Origin of the sequence: Roseateles paludis, assembly GCF_039872745.1 — a bacterium.
GTDB classification, from domain to species: domain Bacteria; phylum Pseudomonadota; class Gammaproteobacteria; order Burkholderiales; family Burkholderiaceae_C; genus Pelomonas; species Pelomonas paludis.
In genome coordinates, this window is record NZ_JBDPZD010000003.1 from 213,032 (window position 1) to 229,803 (window position 16,772).

The window sequence follows — 16,772 nt, forward strand, 5'->3', positions numbered from 1 at the left end:
CTTAGATCCCCGAGCCTGATTCGAACAGACTGACCCGCGCGGCCGAGAGGCGAACGGCCTGGCCGGTTTGCAGGCGAAGCTCGGCCGCCTTCTCGCGGCTGATCTCGGCCTCCAGCGGCTGGCCGTTGGCGCCCAGCAGCTCGACCCGGGCATTGGCGCCAAAGCTCAACACCCGCTCCACCGTGGCGGGCAGGCCGGGGGCGTTGGGGTTGAGGTTGATCTGCAGCTCGTGCGGGCGGATGTAGGCCTCGACCTCGGTGCCTGGGGCGGCGCTGTGGTCGTGCGGCAGGCGGTGCTCACCCAGCAGCACATGGCCGGCGCCGGCCTGGCCGACGAAGCGGTTGACCGCGCCGAGGAAGCCGTAGACGAAGGGCGTGGCGGGCTGCTCGTAGACCTCGTGCGGGGCGCCGACCTGCTCGACCTTGCCGTGGTTCATCACGACCACGCGGTCGGCCACTTCGAGCGCTTCTTCCTGGTCGTGGGTGACGAAGAGGCTGGTGATGTGCAGCTCGTCGTGCAGGCGGCGCAGCCAGCGGCGCAGCTCCTTGCGCACCTTGGCGTCGAGCGCGCCAAAGGGCTCGTCCAGCAGCAGCACGCGGGGCTCCACGGCCAGGGCGCGCGCCAGGGCGATGCGCTGGCGCTGCCCGCCCGAGAGCTGGGGCGGGAAGCGGTCTGCCAACCAGTCGAGCTGCACGAGGCCGAGCAGCTCCATCACGCGCTTCTTGATCTCGGCCTCGCTGGGGCGCTGCTTGCGCGGCTTGACGCGCAGCCCGAAGGCCACGTTGTCGAACACCGTCATGTGGCGGAACAGCGCGTAGTGCTGGAACACGAAGCCCACCTGGCGCTCGCGCACATGGGTCTGCGAGGCGTCCTCGCCATCGAGCAGCACGCGGCCACTGTCGGCCGTTTCCAAGCCGGCAATGATCCGCAGCAGCGTGGTCTTGCCGCAGCCCGAGGGGCCGAGCAGGGCGACGAGTTGCCCCGAGGGGAAGTCGAGGCTGACGTCGCCGAGCGCGGTGAAGCTGCCGAAGGTCTTGCGGATGTTCTGGACTTGGATGCTCATGATGCGTGGGCCCGGTGGGCTTGCCACTCGACGTATTGCTTGATGGCCAAGGTGACCAGCGCCAGCAGGGCCAGCAGCGAGGCCACGGCGAAGGCGGCGGAGAACTGGTACTCGTTGTAGAGGATCTCGACGTGCAGGGGCAGGGTGTTGGTCTGGCCCCGGATGTGGCCCGAGACGACCGACACCGCGCCGAACTCGCCAAAGGCCCGCGCGTTGCAAAGGATGACGCCGTAGAGCAGGCCCCATTTGATGTTGGGCAGGGTGACGTGCCAGAAGGTCTGCCAGCCGCCCGCGCCGAGCACGGTGGCGGCTTCTTCTTCGTCACGGCCCTGGGCTTGCATCAGCGGGATCAGCTCGCGAGCCACAAAGGGCAGGGTGATGAAGGTGGTGGCCAGCACGATGCCGGGCACGGCGAACATGATCTTGATGTCATGCTCGGCCAGCCACGGCCCCAGCCAGCCCTGCGCACCCAGCACCAGCATGAAGGACAGGCCCACCACCACGGGCGAGACCGAGAAGGGCAGGTCGATGAGCGTGAGCAGCAAGCCCTTGCCGCGGAAGTCATGCTTGGTCACGGCCCAGGCGGTGCACACGCCGAAGACCAGGTTCACCGGCACCGAGATGGCCGCTGCGATCAGCGTGAGCTTGAGGGCCGAGAGGGTCTCGGCATCCGCCAGGGCCTCGAAGTAAGTGGCCCAGCCTTTGCGCAGCGCCTCGACAAAGACGGCGGCCAGCGGCAGCAGCAGGAAGAGCGCGAAGAAGCTGAGGCCGATGAGCAGCAGCGTGCGCCGCACCCAGGGGGACTCGCGCGTGGCGGGGTTGCGTTCGAATTTGGAGGTCATTTCCGAGCTTTCCCGTCCATACCACTGCGCCGCGCGTGCCAGGCTTGAAGCGCGTTGATGACGAGCAGGGCCACAAAGCTGAACAGCAGCATCACCACGGCAATGGCGGTGGCGCCAACGTAGTCGTACTGCTCCAGCTTGGCGATGATGAGCAGGGGCGTGATCTCGCTGACCATGGGAATGTTGCCGGCGATGAAGATGACCGAGCCGTACTCGCCCACGGCGCGCGCAAAGGCCAGCGCAAAGCCGGTGAGCAGGGCGGGCATCAGGGTGGGCAGCACCACGTGGCGCACGGCCTGGAAGCGGCTGGCCCCAAGGGCGGAGGCGGCTTCTTCGAGCTCAGTGTCCAGGTCCTCCAGCACGGGCTGAACGGTGCGCACGATGAAGGGCAGGCCGATGAAGATCAGCGCGATCAGCACGCCCAGCGGCGAGAAGGCAAGCTTGATGCCGAAGCGTTCAGCGATGGACCCCACCCAGCCATTCGGGGCGCACAGGGCCGTCAGCGCGATACCCGCCACGGCAGTGGGCAGGGCAAAGGGCAGGTCGATCAGCGCGTCAACGATCTTGCGGCCCGGGAACTCGTAGCGCACCAGGCACCAGGCGATGACGAGACCGAAGACCAGATTGATCAGCGCGGCGATCAGCGAGGCGCCAAATGACAGCTTGTAGGAGGCCAGCAGGCGCGGCGAGGTGGCTGCGCTCCAGAAGGCCTCAAAGCCATGGCTGGCGGACTTGGTGAAGACCGCGATCAGCGGGATCAGCACCAGCACCGACAGATAAAAGAGGGCGAAGCCCAGCGTCGGGCCAAGACCCGGAAGCACCCGTTTCGAGGACGCCATCTGAATGTTCCGATACCTACTCGTGGAGTTCTGTGGGCCGAGCGCCGGGCCGCCCCAAGCCGGCCCGTGTGTGGCTGCCAGCGGCTCAATGCCGCAGGCAGTCGCATCCCCTTGGGGGATCTCGGTCAGCCTCGCCCGCGTTCAGCGTGGCGAGGCTGGACGAGGGGCGCTACGTTCAGCGCTTGATGCCGGCCATGATCTGGTCGTAGAGCGCGCCGTCGGCAAAGTGCGTCTTGCTCACCTTGGGCCAGCCACCCAGGGTCTGGTCCACGCTGAAGAGCTTGATTGGCGCAAAGCGATGGGCGTGTTTCTTGAGCGCGGCAGCGTCACGCGGGCGGAAGTTGTTGCGCGCGATGATTTCCTGCGCCTCGGGGCTCCAGAGGAAGTCGAGGTAGGCCTTGGCCAGTTGCTGCGAGCCCTTCTTGGCGACGACCTTGTCCACCAGTGCAACGGGCGCGTCGGCCTCGACCGAGGTGGTGGGGTTGATGACCTCGTACTGCCCCTTGCCGAACTCGTTCTCGATCAGCTCGCACTCGGCCTCAAAGGTGACGAGCACGTCACCGATGCCGCGCTGGGTGAAGGTGGTGGTGGCGCCGCGGCCACCGCCGTCGAGCACGGGCACATTGGCCAGCACCTTGGTGACCAGCTCCTTGGCCTGGGCTTCGGTGCCACCCTGGGCGAGCACGCTGCCGTAGATGGCGAGGTAGCCGTAGCGGCCGTTCCCGGTGACCTTGGGGTTGGGCATGATGACCTGCACGCCGGCGCGGCCGAGGTCGCTCCAATCCTTGATGCCCTTGGGGTTGCCCTTGCGCACCAGCATCAGCATGGTGGAGCTGTAGGGCGCGGCGCCGTTGGGGAAGCGGCTGCGCCAGTCTGCGGGCGTGTAGCCGGCCGAAGCGAGCTGGTCGACGTCGGTGGCCTGGTTCATGGTGACCACGTCGGCTTCGAGGCCGCCGATCACGGCGCCGATCTGCTTGGTCGAGCCGCCGTGCGACTGGTTGATCGTGACGGCCTGGCCGGTCTTGGCCTTCCAGGCGGCGGCGAAGGCCGGGTTCAGCTGCTTGTAGAGCTCGCGGGCGATGTCGTAGGAGACATTCAGCAGTGCAGGCGGCTCGCTGGCCCAGGCCGGCACAGCGGAGGCGGCGGCAACCAGGAGGGCCAGGCGGCGGGTGATGCGGAGGGAGGAGCGCATGTCGGGCAGGGCAGCAAGTTTCGCGAGGTGCGAAGCTTGCCTGAGCCTGGCCCAGGACGGAAGGACGAAAACCTTATTTGCTTATGCCTGCGCCAATGCTGGCGCCATCAGGCCATCACGTTGCGATGCTTGAAGAAGGCGTTCACCGTCAGCCGGCCATTGCCGCTGTAGTAGCGCTCGGGGTCCCACTGGATGTTGCCGGAGTGCAGGATGCCGCCGTCGTAGAAGACTGCGCGGTTCCACTTGGCGGGCACGTAGCCGATGCGCTCGAAGTAGCGGTTGGTGTCGGTCATGTAGCCGGCTTCGATGCCGTACTTGGCCGCAAAGGTGGCGCCGTCGAGCGCTGAGGTGTCGAGGCGGAACTGGTGCAACTGCGTGGGCGACATCAGCGACTTGAAGAACACGGTGCCGCCGAGCGCTTCGTCCTGGAACAGGTAGTGCACCAGCGCAGCCATCGAGTGACCGTGCTCGATGCCGGTGTCGTCGCGATGGCAAACGCGTTGGCGCGGCTCGAGCTGCGAGGGGTCGGTGACGACGCGAGAGAAGCGGGCGTACATGCCGACCGGGTGCTTGACGCCGAGCCGCTCGCGGCAGTGTTCCTGGAAGAAGCCGTCGATCTGGGCGGTCAGGTCCTCGGGCAGCAGCAGCTGCGGGCCAGGGTAGGGGTGGCCGGCCTGGAAGTGGAACTGCGGGCTGACCGCTTCGGCCAGGGCCACCAACTCTTCGGGGTTCTCCAGGAAGTTGTCGATCACGAAGACTTTGGCGCCTCCATCGAGGGTCATGGTCTTGATCTTGGCCTTGGCGTTGAATCGCAGGCTCATGCCAGTCACGTTGGCGGCGGCCGCGACATTGGGCTTGGGCATCGAGACCTCCATCGGAGGCTCGGCCTTGCAGTAGGTGTTGATGAAGGCCTGATGCTTGGGCATCTTGACCATCTTGCGGGCCACGTCCTTGCGGACTTCGCTCAGGAAGTCGGCCAGCGCCTCATTGCTCATGTTGCGCGTGATCGGGTGGTGGGCCTTGGGGGTGATGCCCTGGCCCATCATGACCTGCACCCACGAGTTTTCGCCGAAGAGCTCGCCCGGGCGGTTGACCAGGCGGCCGGTCTGGCGGAACTGTTCGATGCGGTGCTGGAGGCTCTTGGGGATCTCCATCTCGCGGCAGTAGTCCCAGAAAGGGCTGTCCGTGCGGTTGGTGACCTTGTAGTGCAGGATGATGAAGTCGCGGATGTCCTCGATGATGTTGCGGGCCTGGAGGTTGTATTCGTCGATGTCGCTCTGGCAGATGCCATTGGCGGGGAAGAGTTCGACGAGGCGCAGCGCACCCTTCTGGATCAGATGGATGCTGGTGGATTCAAGGGGCTCCAGGAAGCCGCTGGACAGGCCGATGGCCACGCAGTTGGCACGCCAGACTTCCTTGCGCTGACCCGGGGTGAATTTGATGAAGCGAGGCTCACGCAGCACTTCGCCTTGGACGTTGGCGAGCAGTGCGGCCTTGGCTTCCTCGGGCGAGATGTGCTTGCTGCTGAAGACGATGCCGTTGCCGACGCGGTGTTGGAGCGGGATGCGCCATTGCCAGCCCCAGGGGTGGGCGATGGAGCGCGTGTAGGGCACGGGCTCGCCGACGGAGGCGGTCTGCACCGCGACGGCGGTGTCGCAGGGCAGCCAGTGACTCCAGTCCTCGTATTCAACGCCCAGGGTGTCGCTAAGCAGCAGGCTGCGGATGCCAGTGCAGTCGACGAAGAGGTCGCCTTCGATCAGCTGGCCTTTCTCCATGGCCAGGCCGGTGATGAAGCCGGTGGTGGGGTCGGTGTGGACCTTGGCGATCTTGCCTTCGATGCGCTGGACGCCGAGGGCCTCGGAGTATTTGCGCAGGTAACGGGCGTAGAGCGTGGCGTCGAAGTGGTAGGCGTAGTTGCAGACGCTGCGCTCTTCGTTGGTCGCAAAGCGGTTGTCCAAGCCTGCGCGCAACTCCAGGCAGTAGTCGCCGTAGTCATGGCCCAAGCCACGCTCCTTGGCCTCCAGCCAGAAGTGCTGGAAGCCGGCCGACCAGTGCGAAGTGCCGGTCTTGCCGAAGGAGTGGAAGTAGTTCTCCTTGACGTCGCGCCAGTTCTCGAAACTGATGCCCAGCTTGAAGGTCGCCTGAGTGGCACGGACGAACTCGGGCTCTTCGATCTCCAGCACGTCGTGCAGGGTCATCAGCAGCGGAATCGTGGCTTCGCCGACCCCGACCGTGCCGATCTCTTCAGATTCAATGAGCTGAATGTCCAGGTGCTGGCCCAGGCACTTTGACAAGACCGCTGCCGTGATCCAACCAGCTGTGCCTCCGCCTGCGATGACCACGCGTTTGACGGGAGTACCGGGTAGCTTGGAGGGCTGAACTGGATGCATGGCGATGAAGTGAAAGGGGCTAACGCTTGAGGCGGTTGAGTAGAACGGATCGCAGGAAACGCGCCTTGTCCTCGGTCAAGGCGCCCAGCACGCCCCGCGCGTGCTCGGGGATGTGCGCTGCGGTTTCGTCATTGGCCTCAAACACGTAGTGGTTGATCAACACACGCCAGGCTTCGCGCTGCGCGGGCGGCAGGTCGCGAATCGTCAGCAGGCACATCATGAGTGCGCTGACCGGTGAGTCCATATAGGCCGGCGTTTGTCTCCACCAAAAGTTGACCAGGGTGTTGATGCGGCCGAGGCTCTCCACACCGTGCCACCACTGGCTGGGGATGAAGATGGCATCGCCGGGCTCCATCTCCGCAATCTGGGCGTGCTTGAGGGCCTCCCGGTAGCGGGGAAAGCGCTCAAAGTCAGGGTTCGCGGCGTCGACGAGGCTGATGGGCTGGCCTGCAGGGGTGTTGTCGATCGGGCCGATGTAGAGGTTGCCGACTTGATCTGGCGGCAAGAGCGTGAAGCGGCGCTGCCCCGAGACGACACAAGCGACGTTGTCAGGCAGGTCGTAGTGAATGGCAACACGGGCCCGAGTGCTGAGCCACAGGCTGGCGATCGGATCGTGCGGCTGCAGACAGTGCAGATCGTTCTGGGCGCGCAGAGCCGGGAAGCAGCGCTGCAGGTCCGTCGAGCCCAGGTAGAGGCAAGGCGGCTGGGGGTTGTCCAGGTGGGACAGCAGTTCGTCCAGCAGGGCGCCGAAGCTGCAGTCCAGCTGATGGAAGTTGAAGCCCGAGAAGTCGGGGTTGTAGAAGAAGCGTCCGCCCGCCTCGGGGGGCGCGCGCCACAAGCTGAGCTTGGTTTCGGCGCCGAACTGGCGCAGGTAATCGCAGTACGCCTGTTCGGAGACGAGCGCAGCCTGGACCATGGGCCAGTCTTTGACCAGCCCACGCATCAGAATGGGCTGTGTGGACTGCAGGACATCGACCGGCAGCGCGTCTGCGCTGAGGCCTTTGCGTTCAAGCATGGTTGGGGTACTCGCGAGCCAGCTTCCAGCGGATCAGCTTGCTGAGGTTGGACAGTGAGGCGATGGACATATAGATGTTCTGCAGGTGTCCCGCCTCGTGCAGCAGGCCGACCGTCTCGCCACTGAGCGCTGCAAGCTTCTCTTCATTGATCATGTAGTAGCCCAGCAGCTGGCTGTGTGCGCCGTCGGGCCGCTCGACATCCAGCACAAAGGACTCCAGCAGGTCATTGGCCTGCAGGGTCTGGATGAAGTCGGGAACCTGCTGCAAGCCTTCATGCAACGCCGACAAGATCGAGTTGATCTCTTCGATGTAGTCGGTGGTGCCGCCGTGCGGGAGGAAGACGGCCTCGCCGTCCGGCCCCTGGCTGATGCGCTTGCTTTCCATCTCGACCATGATGCGCATCTCGTCGCCCTGGACACCGATGGAGAAGGGCTGCCGCTGCATCGCCAGCGGGATGTATTCGGCATCCCATCCCGAGTCGTTCAGGAAGAGGTTCTCGCCGGATTCGAGGCCGAACAGGACGACAGGGATGAAGGCACCCTTTTCATCCTGCTGGAAGATGATGGGGTAGTCGGCCTGCAGGCGCCGGAACTCTTGGAGCGTGACGGGCGCGGACATCCTGTCGTCGCCCCATTGCGCGCCCCGACGGGTGATGATGCGCAGGTCCTTGTGGGTGATGTTGTTGAGTAGTTCGATCATGGCGATTGGGGGTCGATGCTCACGCCTTGGACATGCCGTTTGCGCGAATGTGGTTGATGAGGTCGCGGTGCCGAGGCATGCCGCCCAGCATGCGTCGGGTGACGGTGGCCGCTTGCTGGAGATAGCCCTGCGCGGCTGCGAGCCGATCGGGGCGCGCGAGCAGCGGCTCGGGGTGGAAGCCCATGCCGTACAGCACGTATTGGTAGCTGGCGGCGGGGAAGACTTCTTCAATGCGGTCGAAGTCGAGTCGACTGGGCGCGCGGTGGCGCCACAGCTGCAGCAACTCCCGCAGGCGCTCGGGCTGGGTGCGCTCCAGCCGGTGATCGCGCCAGTAGTCGGAGTCGTTCCGCTGGCTGAGCACATAGTGCAGCTTCAGGAACTCGATGATGCGGGCCCAGCGGTAGCTGAAGGTGGCGTTGAAGCGCCGGGCCACGATGTCCATATCGGCCCGCGTGGCTGGCAATTCGTCGCGGATGGCGGCGGCTGACAGTTCAACCATGGCCAGTGCCGAGGCCTCAAGAGGCTCGATGAACCCGGAGGCCAGGCCCACGGCCACGCAGTTGCGGTGCCAGAACTGCTCCCGGTAGCCGGGCTCGAAGCGGATCAGGCGCGGTGTCGGGATCTCGCCGCTGACGCCGGTGGCAGCCAGGTGCGCGCGCAGACGAGCTTCAGCGGTCTCGGCGCTGGTGTGGCCGCTGGAGAAGACCATGCCGACGCCGCGTCGCGTGGGCAGGCCGATGTCCCAGGTCCAGCCTTCAGAGTGTGCCGTCGAGATGGTGGCAGAGGCCAGCGGGGCCTCCTGTGTGCCGTAGGGCACCTGCACGGCCAAGGCAGAGTCGTTGAAGAGCACGTCACGCTGGCTCAGGAAACCAACACCAAAGTGCTTGCCGATCAGGCGTGAGTGCAGTCCGGAACAGTCGATGAACAGGTCACCCGCAATGGCGCCGTGCATCTTGGTCAGCAGCGCTGCGATGTCACCGTTCTCCGCCGACTGGACCTCGATCACATCGTCGGCCACATGGCGAACACCGAGCTTGTCGATGGCATGCTGGCGCAGCAGCAGGCCGAGCTTGACGGCATCGAAGTGGTAGCCGTAGTTGGTGGCACCCGCAAACTCGGGTGACGACACCTGCTTGGGCGCCAGTGCTGCATCGCACAGATGCGGCTGTGGTCCCACGCATTCGGCGAAGGGTTGCTGGCGCTGTGTCGCCTGCCAGGCGCCTACAAGGTCAGCCTCGCCATAGCCCAGGGGGACGGTGAAGGGGTGGTAGTAGCGGTCTGCCTGACTGCCGTTGGTCCAGCCGTCGAAGCGCGAACCCTGCTTGAAGGCTGCATCGCATTGCTGCACCAGGTCGGTCTCGGTCAAGCCCAGCTTGGCCAAGGTCGCACGCATGGTGGGCCAAGTGCCTTCACCAACGCCAATGGCCGGCAGGTCGGGCGACTCGATGAGGGTGATGCGCCTGGCATCTGGGCCTGAGCCGGCCCATTCAGCGGCGAGGGTCGCAGCGGTGATCCAGCCTGCGGACCCGCCTCCCAACACCACGATGTGCTGCACCGATGAACTCACTTGCGATCAATCCGAGGTTCGGTGCGAGCGCTCATCGTGGCTGCATCGCACCTTGAAAACTTTTGGCCGCTCCAAAAGCAAAACCGGCCACGAGGGCCGATTTTGCTGGAGAGACGCGATGTAACTCGGTACCTGACGCCCCACACCTTCGCGGGCGTGGGGCCAGGTACACAGGGGCTAACGCTTAGAAGCGGTAGCGAGCGCCAACCATGAAGCGGCGTCCGGTCTGGTAGACACCCTCCACCTGTTCTTCCGTACGGGCGAACTGGCGGATATAGCCATCGTTCAAGTTGATCAGGTCGGCCTGCAAAGTCAGGTTCTTGCCGATCTTGTAGCCGATGCCCACATCCAGTTGACCGTAGGCTGCAGTGAACACCGGGTTGTTACCTGCACCGTCCGTCGAACGGGCCAGGAACTTGCCCCGCCAGTTGTAGGCGGCGCGGACTGACCAGGCACTGTCTTCATAGAAGCCCACCAGGTTGGCCGAATTGCCTACGCCGACCAGCGGCGCTTGCTCGCCCGTTTCATCAAGCTTGAATTTCAGGCCGGTCTTCACGATGGTCAAGTTACCCGACACACCAAAGCCGCTGTTGCCGAACAGATGCTGAGCGTTCAACTCCAGACCCCGGATGTTGTCACCCTTGATGTTGGTGGGGGTCGAGATGTTGAAGTTCAGGAGTGGATCGCCCGGCTGGGCTTCGATGCGGCCGGAGATCTCGCCTGACGCATTCGTGGTGCCAACGATCACGCCCGGCTGGCCCTTCAGGTTGGTGAAGATCCAGTTGCGGATGCACAGCGGCTGGGCATTCGCACCGCACGCGGCCTCGCCTTGCTTCGCGTAAGCACCGGCTCTCGGGTTGTTGATGCCCGGGAAAGTGCGCACGACGACAGTGTTGCCGATGAAGTTGGTGACCTTCTTGTAGAAGAGGCCAGCAGCCACATAGCTCGACTTGGCGTAATAGTATTCCAGCGAGGCATCAAGGTTCTTCGACAGCAGCGGCTTCAGATTCGGGTTGCCCGTGTTGCCGTTACCGCCGCCAGCGTTAGCGTTGTCGCCGACGGTGACGCCGCCAACCAGCACGCCGAAGTTCGGGCGACCAATGTTGTGGCCGTAGCTGGCGCGCAGCTTCAGGTTGGATGCCAGATCCACATCGTAGTCAATGTTGGGCAGCCAGAACTTGTACGAACCCTGAGCGGAGCCAAAGGCTGGTTCACCGGCCGTCAAGTTCACTTCGTTCTGGGCAATCCAGGCAGCTGCGACACGCGGCACCACCTGCGAGGCCGAATCGATCTTGGTCGATTCGTAACGCAGGCCGACCGAGATGTTGGAAGGCAGTTCCGTGTCGAAGGCGTGATCCCACTGACCATAGGCAGAGGTCGACTTCTCCGTGGTACGGAAGTCTTGGCCTCGCGTGTAGTCAGGGCTAGCGGCAAAGTATGCCTCGGCCTGTGCGCGGGTGTAGGGTGCACTGCCGCCAACACCGCTGGTCATCAGGACCTTGATCGCCTGCTCTCGTGCCTCGTTGAAGTCAACGTACCAGAAGGTCGGGTGGAGACGGCTGTCGTTGTGGCCATCGACTTGCGAGAACATGCCACCCAGACTGGTGCTGTTGACTTTCACGGTCGACGCAGCGTCGCCCTGTACGCCAAGCCCACCCCAGTCGGCGTTCGTGTGGTTATAGCCGCCACGACGGTCCTTCATCTTGGTGAAGCCGAGGCCGGCAATCAGCTTGTCTTCAGCGCTCAGCTTGTAGGTCGCCTTGGTCTGCCATTGGTCGACCGATTGGTCAGCCAGTTGGTTATCAAACTGCGATCCGGTGAACTGCATGCGCTCCTTCTGGAACTTGGTCGTGCCCAAGTTAAGGATCGGCAGCTTCTTATCGTAATAGGCGGTGGTGGTGCCCATTGTGAACATCGCCAGGTCGATCTGCGCCCAGGAGCCATAAGGGCTGTCCGGGTCGGTCTTGGAGGTCGAGTGGTGTACGTCGAGATCCACCTTCAGATCATTGTTGACCTTCCATTCGGTGTTGAAGCCTGTCGAACTGTTGGCCGACTTCTGTGCGTACACGCCAGAGTTGAACGCGAGGTCGTGGTCGTTATTCGGGAAGAGCGCTGTCTGGATCAGCGGCGATTGGACTGGGCCACCGTTCTGAGTGAAGGTCATCGGACCGAATGAGTAATTCATCCAGGCCGAGATTTCCGCTTCTTTGGCCCTGAAGGTGCTGTTCGCAACCGTGTGGTCGAGCGTGAACTTCAGGTCCTTGGTCGGAGCGAACTGCAACACCGCCTGACCGTTGATGCGTTCACGCGAGTAGCCCGTCGTGTCATAGCGCATCTCGACGGACGTCGAATAAAGGCCGCTGGTAGGGCGATTGGTGATCGGATCGGCACCAGTAGCAGGCTTGGGAGGGATTGCGCCCCAGTCGCTGTTGTTGTTGGCGGCAAACGTGCGCCACCCATTGGCCGTCAGGGCACGATTTGAGCCCGAATTGCGCTTGGAGTAGCTGGCGCTCAAGGCGATGCCGATGGTGCGGTCGGCAAACGTATCGCTGTAGATGCCTGAAATTTCAGGAGTTACCTTGCTATGACGCAAGCCTTCTACAACGCGGCTGTTGGAAACGTCGTAGTTGGCCTTCACGCCGATGCTGGCCACACGCTCCTTGGAGTCCAGCGGGCGAGCAGTCTTGACGTTGATGGTGGCGCCGATACCGCCGGCAGGTGTCGAAGCGCGAGCAGTCTTGTAGACCTCGAGGGCCGAGACCGCGTCTGAAGACAGGGTCGCGAAGTCAAACGCGCGGGAGCCGCTAGCACCGCCGAACGATGTCGGCATCTGCCGGCCATTGAGCAGCACCATGTTGAAGTCAGGGCCGACACCGCGGACAGTGACGCGCTGGCCTTCGCCGTTGTTGGTGCGGTCGATAGCCACACCGGCGATGCGCTGCATCGATTCGGCGAGGTTGGTGTCAGGGAACTTGCCGATGTCTTCAGAGACGATACCGTCCACCAGACCGGTGGCGGTGCGCTTCAGGTTCAGTGTGGTGTCCAAAGACTTCCGGATACCCGTGACGACCACGGTGTCCAGAGCCTGGTTGGCTTCTTGAGCTTGGGCTGACGTGACAGCGCACAGGGCAACCGTCAGGTGGCAGGCGACGGCGACAGGCTTGAAGCGGCGTTGGCTCGCGTTCAGCCGTTGAAACTTCTCAGAACTCATATGTCTCCTCTAGGTGGTAACCAGGCCAGGGGCCTGGGATGGGATCGCTGACGGGGGGCAGCCAGCGACTTGGCTGCGTGTGGCGCGCTATCGCTGAGGATCGCGCCAACCAGCGGGCACGATGGCTTGTCATGACCCAGTGGCTCGCAGCGGCGGCAAATCTAGAGGATCGATTTCGGTCGCAGCTTGGGATTTGTCCCCGCAAACGGCTTAAATGTAGTAGCGCTGTCTTAGTGAAAATACCTATTAATCATATTTTCAAAAGGGGACTGACTCGAAAATTTGTTCTTAGTTATCGCTATCCCAAGGATAGCGCTGTCAGTCTATGGTTCTCTGCGTACGGACATTTGAAAAGGCAGATGATTTTTCGGAGCCAACTGCTCCCCAAGCATCCTCGAAGGGCATTGGGACTGTCGGGTGGCTGTCGCCACAAGGGGTCGATCTTGGTGTGGAGTTCGAGCGAGGCAAAAAAAATCGACCCCGGAGGGTCGATGCTTTGAGGTTGGCTCACCCGGTGGGCAGCCCGGCGAGATGCTGGGCTGCCGCCCCGGTAGGGGCTCAACGAGGATCAGAAGCGATAGCGCGCGCCGATCAGGTAACGGCGGCCAGTCTGGATGACCGACTGCAGCTGTTCGACGGTACGGCCGTGTTGGCGGATGTAGCCGTCGTTCAGGTTGATCAAATCAGCCTGCAGCGTCAGGTTCTTGCCGATCTTGTAGCCGACAGACACGTCGACCTGACCATAGGCTTCCGTGTAGACGGGGTTGCTGCCGCCGCCATCCACAGAATTCGCCAGGAATTCGCCACGCCAGTTGTAAGCAGCGCGAACCGACCAGGTGCTGTCTTCATAGAAGCCCACCAGGTTGGCCGAGTTGCTCACGCCAGGCAGCGGTGCTTGGCTGGTCACGCTGTCGTTGCGGAACTTCAGGCCAGTGCGGACAAAGGTGTAGTTACCTTGGACGCCGAAGCCGCTGTTGCCGAACATGTGCTGCGCATTCAGCTCCAGGCCCTTGATATTGTCGCCACCTTCGTTCGAGGGTGTCGTGACCTGGAAGGTCAGCGCCGGGTCGCCGGGCAGGCCAGCGATCGTGCCCAGGATTTCGCCTGTGCCGTTCACGCCGGTCTGGTTGACGCCAGCTTGGCCCTTGAAGTTGTTGAAGATGTAGTTACGGATGCAAAGCGGCTGGGTGTTGCCGCCGCAGGCTGCCAGGCCGGCCTTGTAGTAGGCGCCGCCGATCGGGGTGGTGAGCCCGGCGAACGGCGTCATGGTGACTGAGCGCGTACCGAAGAAGTCGGTCACCTTCTTGTAGAAGGCGCCAGCTGCGACGTAGCTCGACTTGGCGTAGTAGTACTCAAGCGAAGCGTCCAGGTTCTTGGAGAGCAGTGGCTTGAGGGCCGGATTGCCCGTGGAACCAGAGCCGCCGCCTGCGTTGGCGTTGCCACCCGTGTCCACGCCGCCAACCAGCAGGTTGAAGCCAGGACGGCCGATGTTGTGGCCATAGCTGGCACGCAACTTCAGGTTCGGGGCCAGATCGGTATCCCAGTCGATGCTAGGCAGCACGTAGGAGTACTTACCGTCTGAGCTACCGAACGTCGGGCTGCCTGCTGCGAGCGCAATTTCGTTCTGCGAGCCCCAGGAACTGGAGACGCGCGGCACGACCTGCGACGAAGCCGACACCTTGGTGGACTCATAGCGAAGGCCCAGCGACACGTTCATTGGCAGCTCGGTGTCGAAGGCGTGATCCCACTGGACGTAAGCTGCCTGTGACTTTTCGTTGGTCCGCCAGTCGTTGCCGCGCGTGAAGTCTGGGTCCGTCAGGAAGTAGGCTTCGGCTTCAGCTTGGCTGTAGACCTTGCCGTTGTGGCCGGTGGTCGTCAGGACCTTGATGGACTGGTTGCGGAAGCTGTCGAAATCAGCGAACCAGAAAGTCGGGTGCAGACGCGAGTCCGAGGAGCCGGGGATCTGGCTGAAGAGGCCGCCGAGGCTCGTCGAGTTGACGGTCACGTTGGCGTACTGGCCTTGCGAGCCCACACCACCCCAGTCGTCGTGCTGGTTGTTGCGGCTGGCGCGACGGTCCTTCGTCTTGGTGAAGCCCAGGCCGGCGAGCAGCTTATTCTCAGCGTCGAACTTGTAGGTGGCTTTAGCCTGCCATTGATCAACAGTTTGCTCAGACAGGTTGTTCACGAACTGCGAACCGGTCAGTTGCAGGCGAGAAGCTTCGAACTTGGTGGTGCCCAGGTTGAAGATCGGCAGTTTCTGGTCGTAGTAAGCGACAGCCGTGCCTTGCGAGAACATGCCCAAGTCCATCAGGCCATAGGAGCCATAGGGGCTGTCAGGCGAGGTCTTGGCGGTGGAGTGGTGGACGTCCAGATCAACCTTGAGGTCGTTGCTGACCTTCCACTCGGTGTTGAAGCCGGTCGAGCCGTTCTTCGACTTTTGAGCGTAGATGATGGAGTTCAGCGACAGGTCGTGGTCGTTGTTCGGGAACAGCGCGGTCTGGACCAGAGGCGAGGCGACCGGGCCGCCGGTGGTGAAGGTCGTCGGGCCGAACGAGAAGTTGAACCAACTCGACATCTCGGCTTCTTTGGCCTTGAACGTGTTGTTCGACATCGTGTAATCGACGGTGAACTTCAGGTCCTTGCTCGGCGCGAATTGCAGAACAGCTTGGCCGTTCAGGCGCTCACGCTGCAGGCCAGTCGTCACATAGCGCATATCGACCGAGGTCGAGTACAGGCCGGTGGGACGATTCGTGATCGGGTCCGTGCCCGTAGCAGGCTTGGCCGGCACGGCACCCCAATCGGTGGAGTTGGCCGCGAAGGTGCGCCAGCCGTTCTGGGTGTAGGCCTTGTTGGAGCCGGAGTCGCGCTTCGAATAGCTTGCGCTCAGGGAGATGCCGATGGTGCGATCGGCGAAGCTGTCGCTGTAAATGCCAGAGACTTCCGGCGTCGCGCTGCTGCCCTTGAACTGGTCCGGCACGCGGCTGTTGGAGCCGTCGTAGTTCGCCTTCAAACCGATGCTGGCCACGCGCTCCTTCGAGTCGAGCGGACGAGCAGTCTTGATGTTGATGGTTGCGCCGATGCCCCCAGTGGGCGACGAAGAGCGAGCCGTCTTGTAGACCTCGAGAGCCGACACGGCATCCGAAGCCAAATTGGCAAAGTCAAAGGCACGAGTACCGTTGGCGCCACCGTTGCCTTGGCTGATCATTGCGGAGGGCATCTGGCGGCCGTTCAGCAGCACCAGGTTGAAGGCGGGGCCAACACCGCGAACGGTGACCTGCTGACCTTCGCCCGAAGCGTTGCGGTCGATCGACACGCCAGCGATGCGCTGCATCGATTCGGCGAGGTTGGTGTCAGGGAACTTGCCGATGTCTTCAGAGACGATGCCGTCGACCAAGCCAGTCGCAGTGCGCTTCAGGTTCAGCGTGGTGTCCAGAGACTTCCGGATACCCGTGACGACCACGGTGTCGAGCGACTGCGTGTTGTCCTGAGCTTGTGCCGAAGAGACGGCACACAGAGCGGCCGTCAGGTGGCAGGCAACAGCGACAGGCTTGAAGCGGCGCTGACTCGCGTTCAAACGTTGAAACTTCTCAGAACTCATATGTCTCCTCGGGGTGGAATGCAGGCCTGATGGCCTGAGTGAAAAGCGCTGCCGGGGGGCGGTCAGCGACAGATACGCAAAGGGTGCCCCAACCCGAATATCGGCATGGCAAAACCGATATGCGAGCGAGGGCCTTTGGCATACATGGAACGTGAATCTAGTGAAAGGCGTGATCTGAGACTTTCGGGTTTGTACCAATCAAAACCAGAAATTGGCAGCGCTGTCTAGCGGGAATCGATAAATTGTTAGCACTTTGAGAGTGACAAATAGATGCTCTTCCCTGGTGGATAGCGCTATCCATATGGGCAGCGTTGTCATATTGGTTTGAGTATCAAATCAATTGAGATGTGGCCCA

At 62.9% G+C, this 16,772-nt stretch carries 10 protein-coding genes; all 10 read right to left on the bottom strand.

Translation table 11 applies throughout. The features are described 5' to 3' along the window. Window position 1: 1 nt before the first annotated feature. Entirely contained in the window at window positions 2-1,063 is a 1,062-nt protein-coding gene (locus tag ABDJ85_RS12245; RefSeq protein ID WP_347705063.1) for a sulfate/molybdate ABC transporter ATP-binding protein, read from the bottom strand. Further along, window positions 1,060-1,905: a sulfate ABC transporter permease subunit CysW gene (gene cysW, locus ABDJ85_RS12250; RefSeq protein WP_347705064.1), complete on the bottom strand. Its 846-nt coding sequence runs from the start codon at window positions 1,903-1,905 to the stop codon at window positions 1,060-1,062. The genes ABDJ85_RS12245 and cysW overlap by 4 nt, the downstream gene beginning before the upstream one ends. Next, window positions 1,902-2,744 carry a sulfate ABC transporter permease subunit CysT gene (gene cysT, locus ABDJ85_RS12255; protein WP_347705065.1) on the bottom strand — a complete coding sequence of 281 codons (843 nt, stop codon included), beginning with the start codon at window positions 2,742-2,744 and terminating at the stop codon, window positions 1,902-1,904. Before cysT ends, cysW begins: the two co-directional genes overlap by 4 nt. 175 nt (window positions 2,745-2,919) lie before the next feature. Next, complete coding sequence (locus ABDJ85_RS12260; protein WP_347705066.1) at window positions 2,920-3,936, bottom strand: sulfate ABC transporter substrate-binding protein; 1,017 nt, start codon at window positions 3,934-3,936, stop codon at window positions 2,920-2,922. A gap of 107 nt (window positions 3,937-4,043) precedes the next feature. Beyond that, window positions 4,044-6,326: a DUF6445 family protein gene (locus tag ABDJ85_RS12265; protein ID WP_347705067.1), complete on the bottom strand. Its 2,283-nt coding sequence runs from the start codon at window positions 6,324-6,326 to the stop codon at window positions 4,044-4,046. Window positions 6,327-6,345: 19 nt separating this feature from the next. Further along, on the bottom strand, window positions 6,346-7,341 hold the full coding sequence (locus ABDJ85_RS12270) for a cupin-like domain-containing protein (protein ID WP_347705068.1): 996 nt from the start codon (window positions 7,339-7,341) through the stop codon (window positions 6,346-6,348). After that, a complete protein-coding gene (locus tag ABDJ85_RS12275) occupies window positions 7,334-8,041 on the bottom strand; it encodes a SapC family protein (RefSeq protein ID WP_347705069.1) in 708 nt (235 codons plus the stop codon). The genes ABDJ85_RS12270 and ABDJ85_RS12275 overlap by 8 nt, the downstream gene beginning before the upstream one ends. A 19-nt stretch (window positions 8,042-8,060) precedes the next feature. Next, a complete protein-coding gene (locus ABDJ85_RS12280) occupies window positions 8,061-9,608 on the bottom strand; it encodes a tryptophan halogenase family protein (RefSeq protein ID WP_347705070.1) in 1,548 nt (515 codons plus the stop codon). Window positions 9,609-9,792: 184 nt separating this feature from the next. Then, on the bottom strand, window positions 9,793-12,819 hold the full coding sequence (locus ABDJ85_RS12285; RefSeq protein ID WP_347705071.1) for a TonB-dependent receptor: 3,027 nt from the start codon (window positions 12,817-12,819) through the stop codon (window positions 9,793-9,795). A gap of 568 nt (window positions 12,820-13,387) precedes the next feature. After that, the gene (locus tag ABDJ85_RS12290; RefSeq protein ID WP_347705072.1) at window positions 13,388-16,417 is read right to left on the bottom strand and encodes a TonB-dependent receptor; all 3,030 of its coding nucleotides are present in this window, start codon (window positions 16,415-16,417) and stop codon (window positions 13,388-13,390) included. Window positions 16,418-16,772: the final 355 nt, after the last annotated feature.

Excerpts from the sequence above, each read along its gene's own strand:
- ABDJ85_RS12245 (WP_347705063.1), bottom strand. The coding sequence starts at position 1,063 with ATGAGCATCCAAGTCCAGAACATCCGCAAGACCTTCGGCAGCTTCACC.
- ABDJ85_RS12285 (WP_347705071.1), bottom strand. The coding sequence starts at position 12,819 with ATGAGTTCTGAGAAGTTTCAACGGCTGAACGCGAGCCAACGCCGCTTC.
- cysW (WP_347705064.1), bottom strand. The coding sequence starts at position 1,905 with ATGACCTCCAAATTCGAACGCAACCCCGCCACGCGCGAGTCCCCCTGG.
- ABDJ85_RS12275 (WP_347705069.1), bottom strand. The coding sequence starts at position 8,041 with ATGATCGAACTACTCAACAACATCACCCACAAGGACCTGCGCATCATC.
- ABDJ85_RS12270 (WP_347705068.1), bottom strand. The coding sequence starts at position 7,341 with ATGCTTGAACGCAAAGGCCTCAGCGCAGACGCGCTGCCGGTCGATGTC.
- ABDJ85_RS12260 (WP_347705066.1), bottom strand. The coding sequence starts at position 3,936 with ATGCGCTCCTCCCTCCGCATCACCCGCCGCCTGGCCCTCCTGGTTGCC.
- ABDJ85_RS12290 (WP_347705072.1), bottom strand. The coding sequence starts at position 16,417 with ATGAGTTCTGAGAAGTTTCAACGTTTGAACGCGAGTCAGCGCCGCTTC.
- cysT (WP_347705065.1), bottom strand. The coding sequence starts at position 2,744 with ATGGCGTCCTCGAAACGGGTGCTTCCGGGTCTTGGCCCGACGCTGGGC.
- ABDJ85_RS12265 (WP_347705067.1), bottom strand. The coding sequence starts at position 6,326 with ATGCATCCAGTTCAGCCCTCCAAGCTACCCGGTACTCCCGTCAAACGC.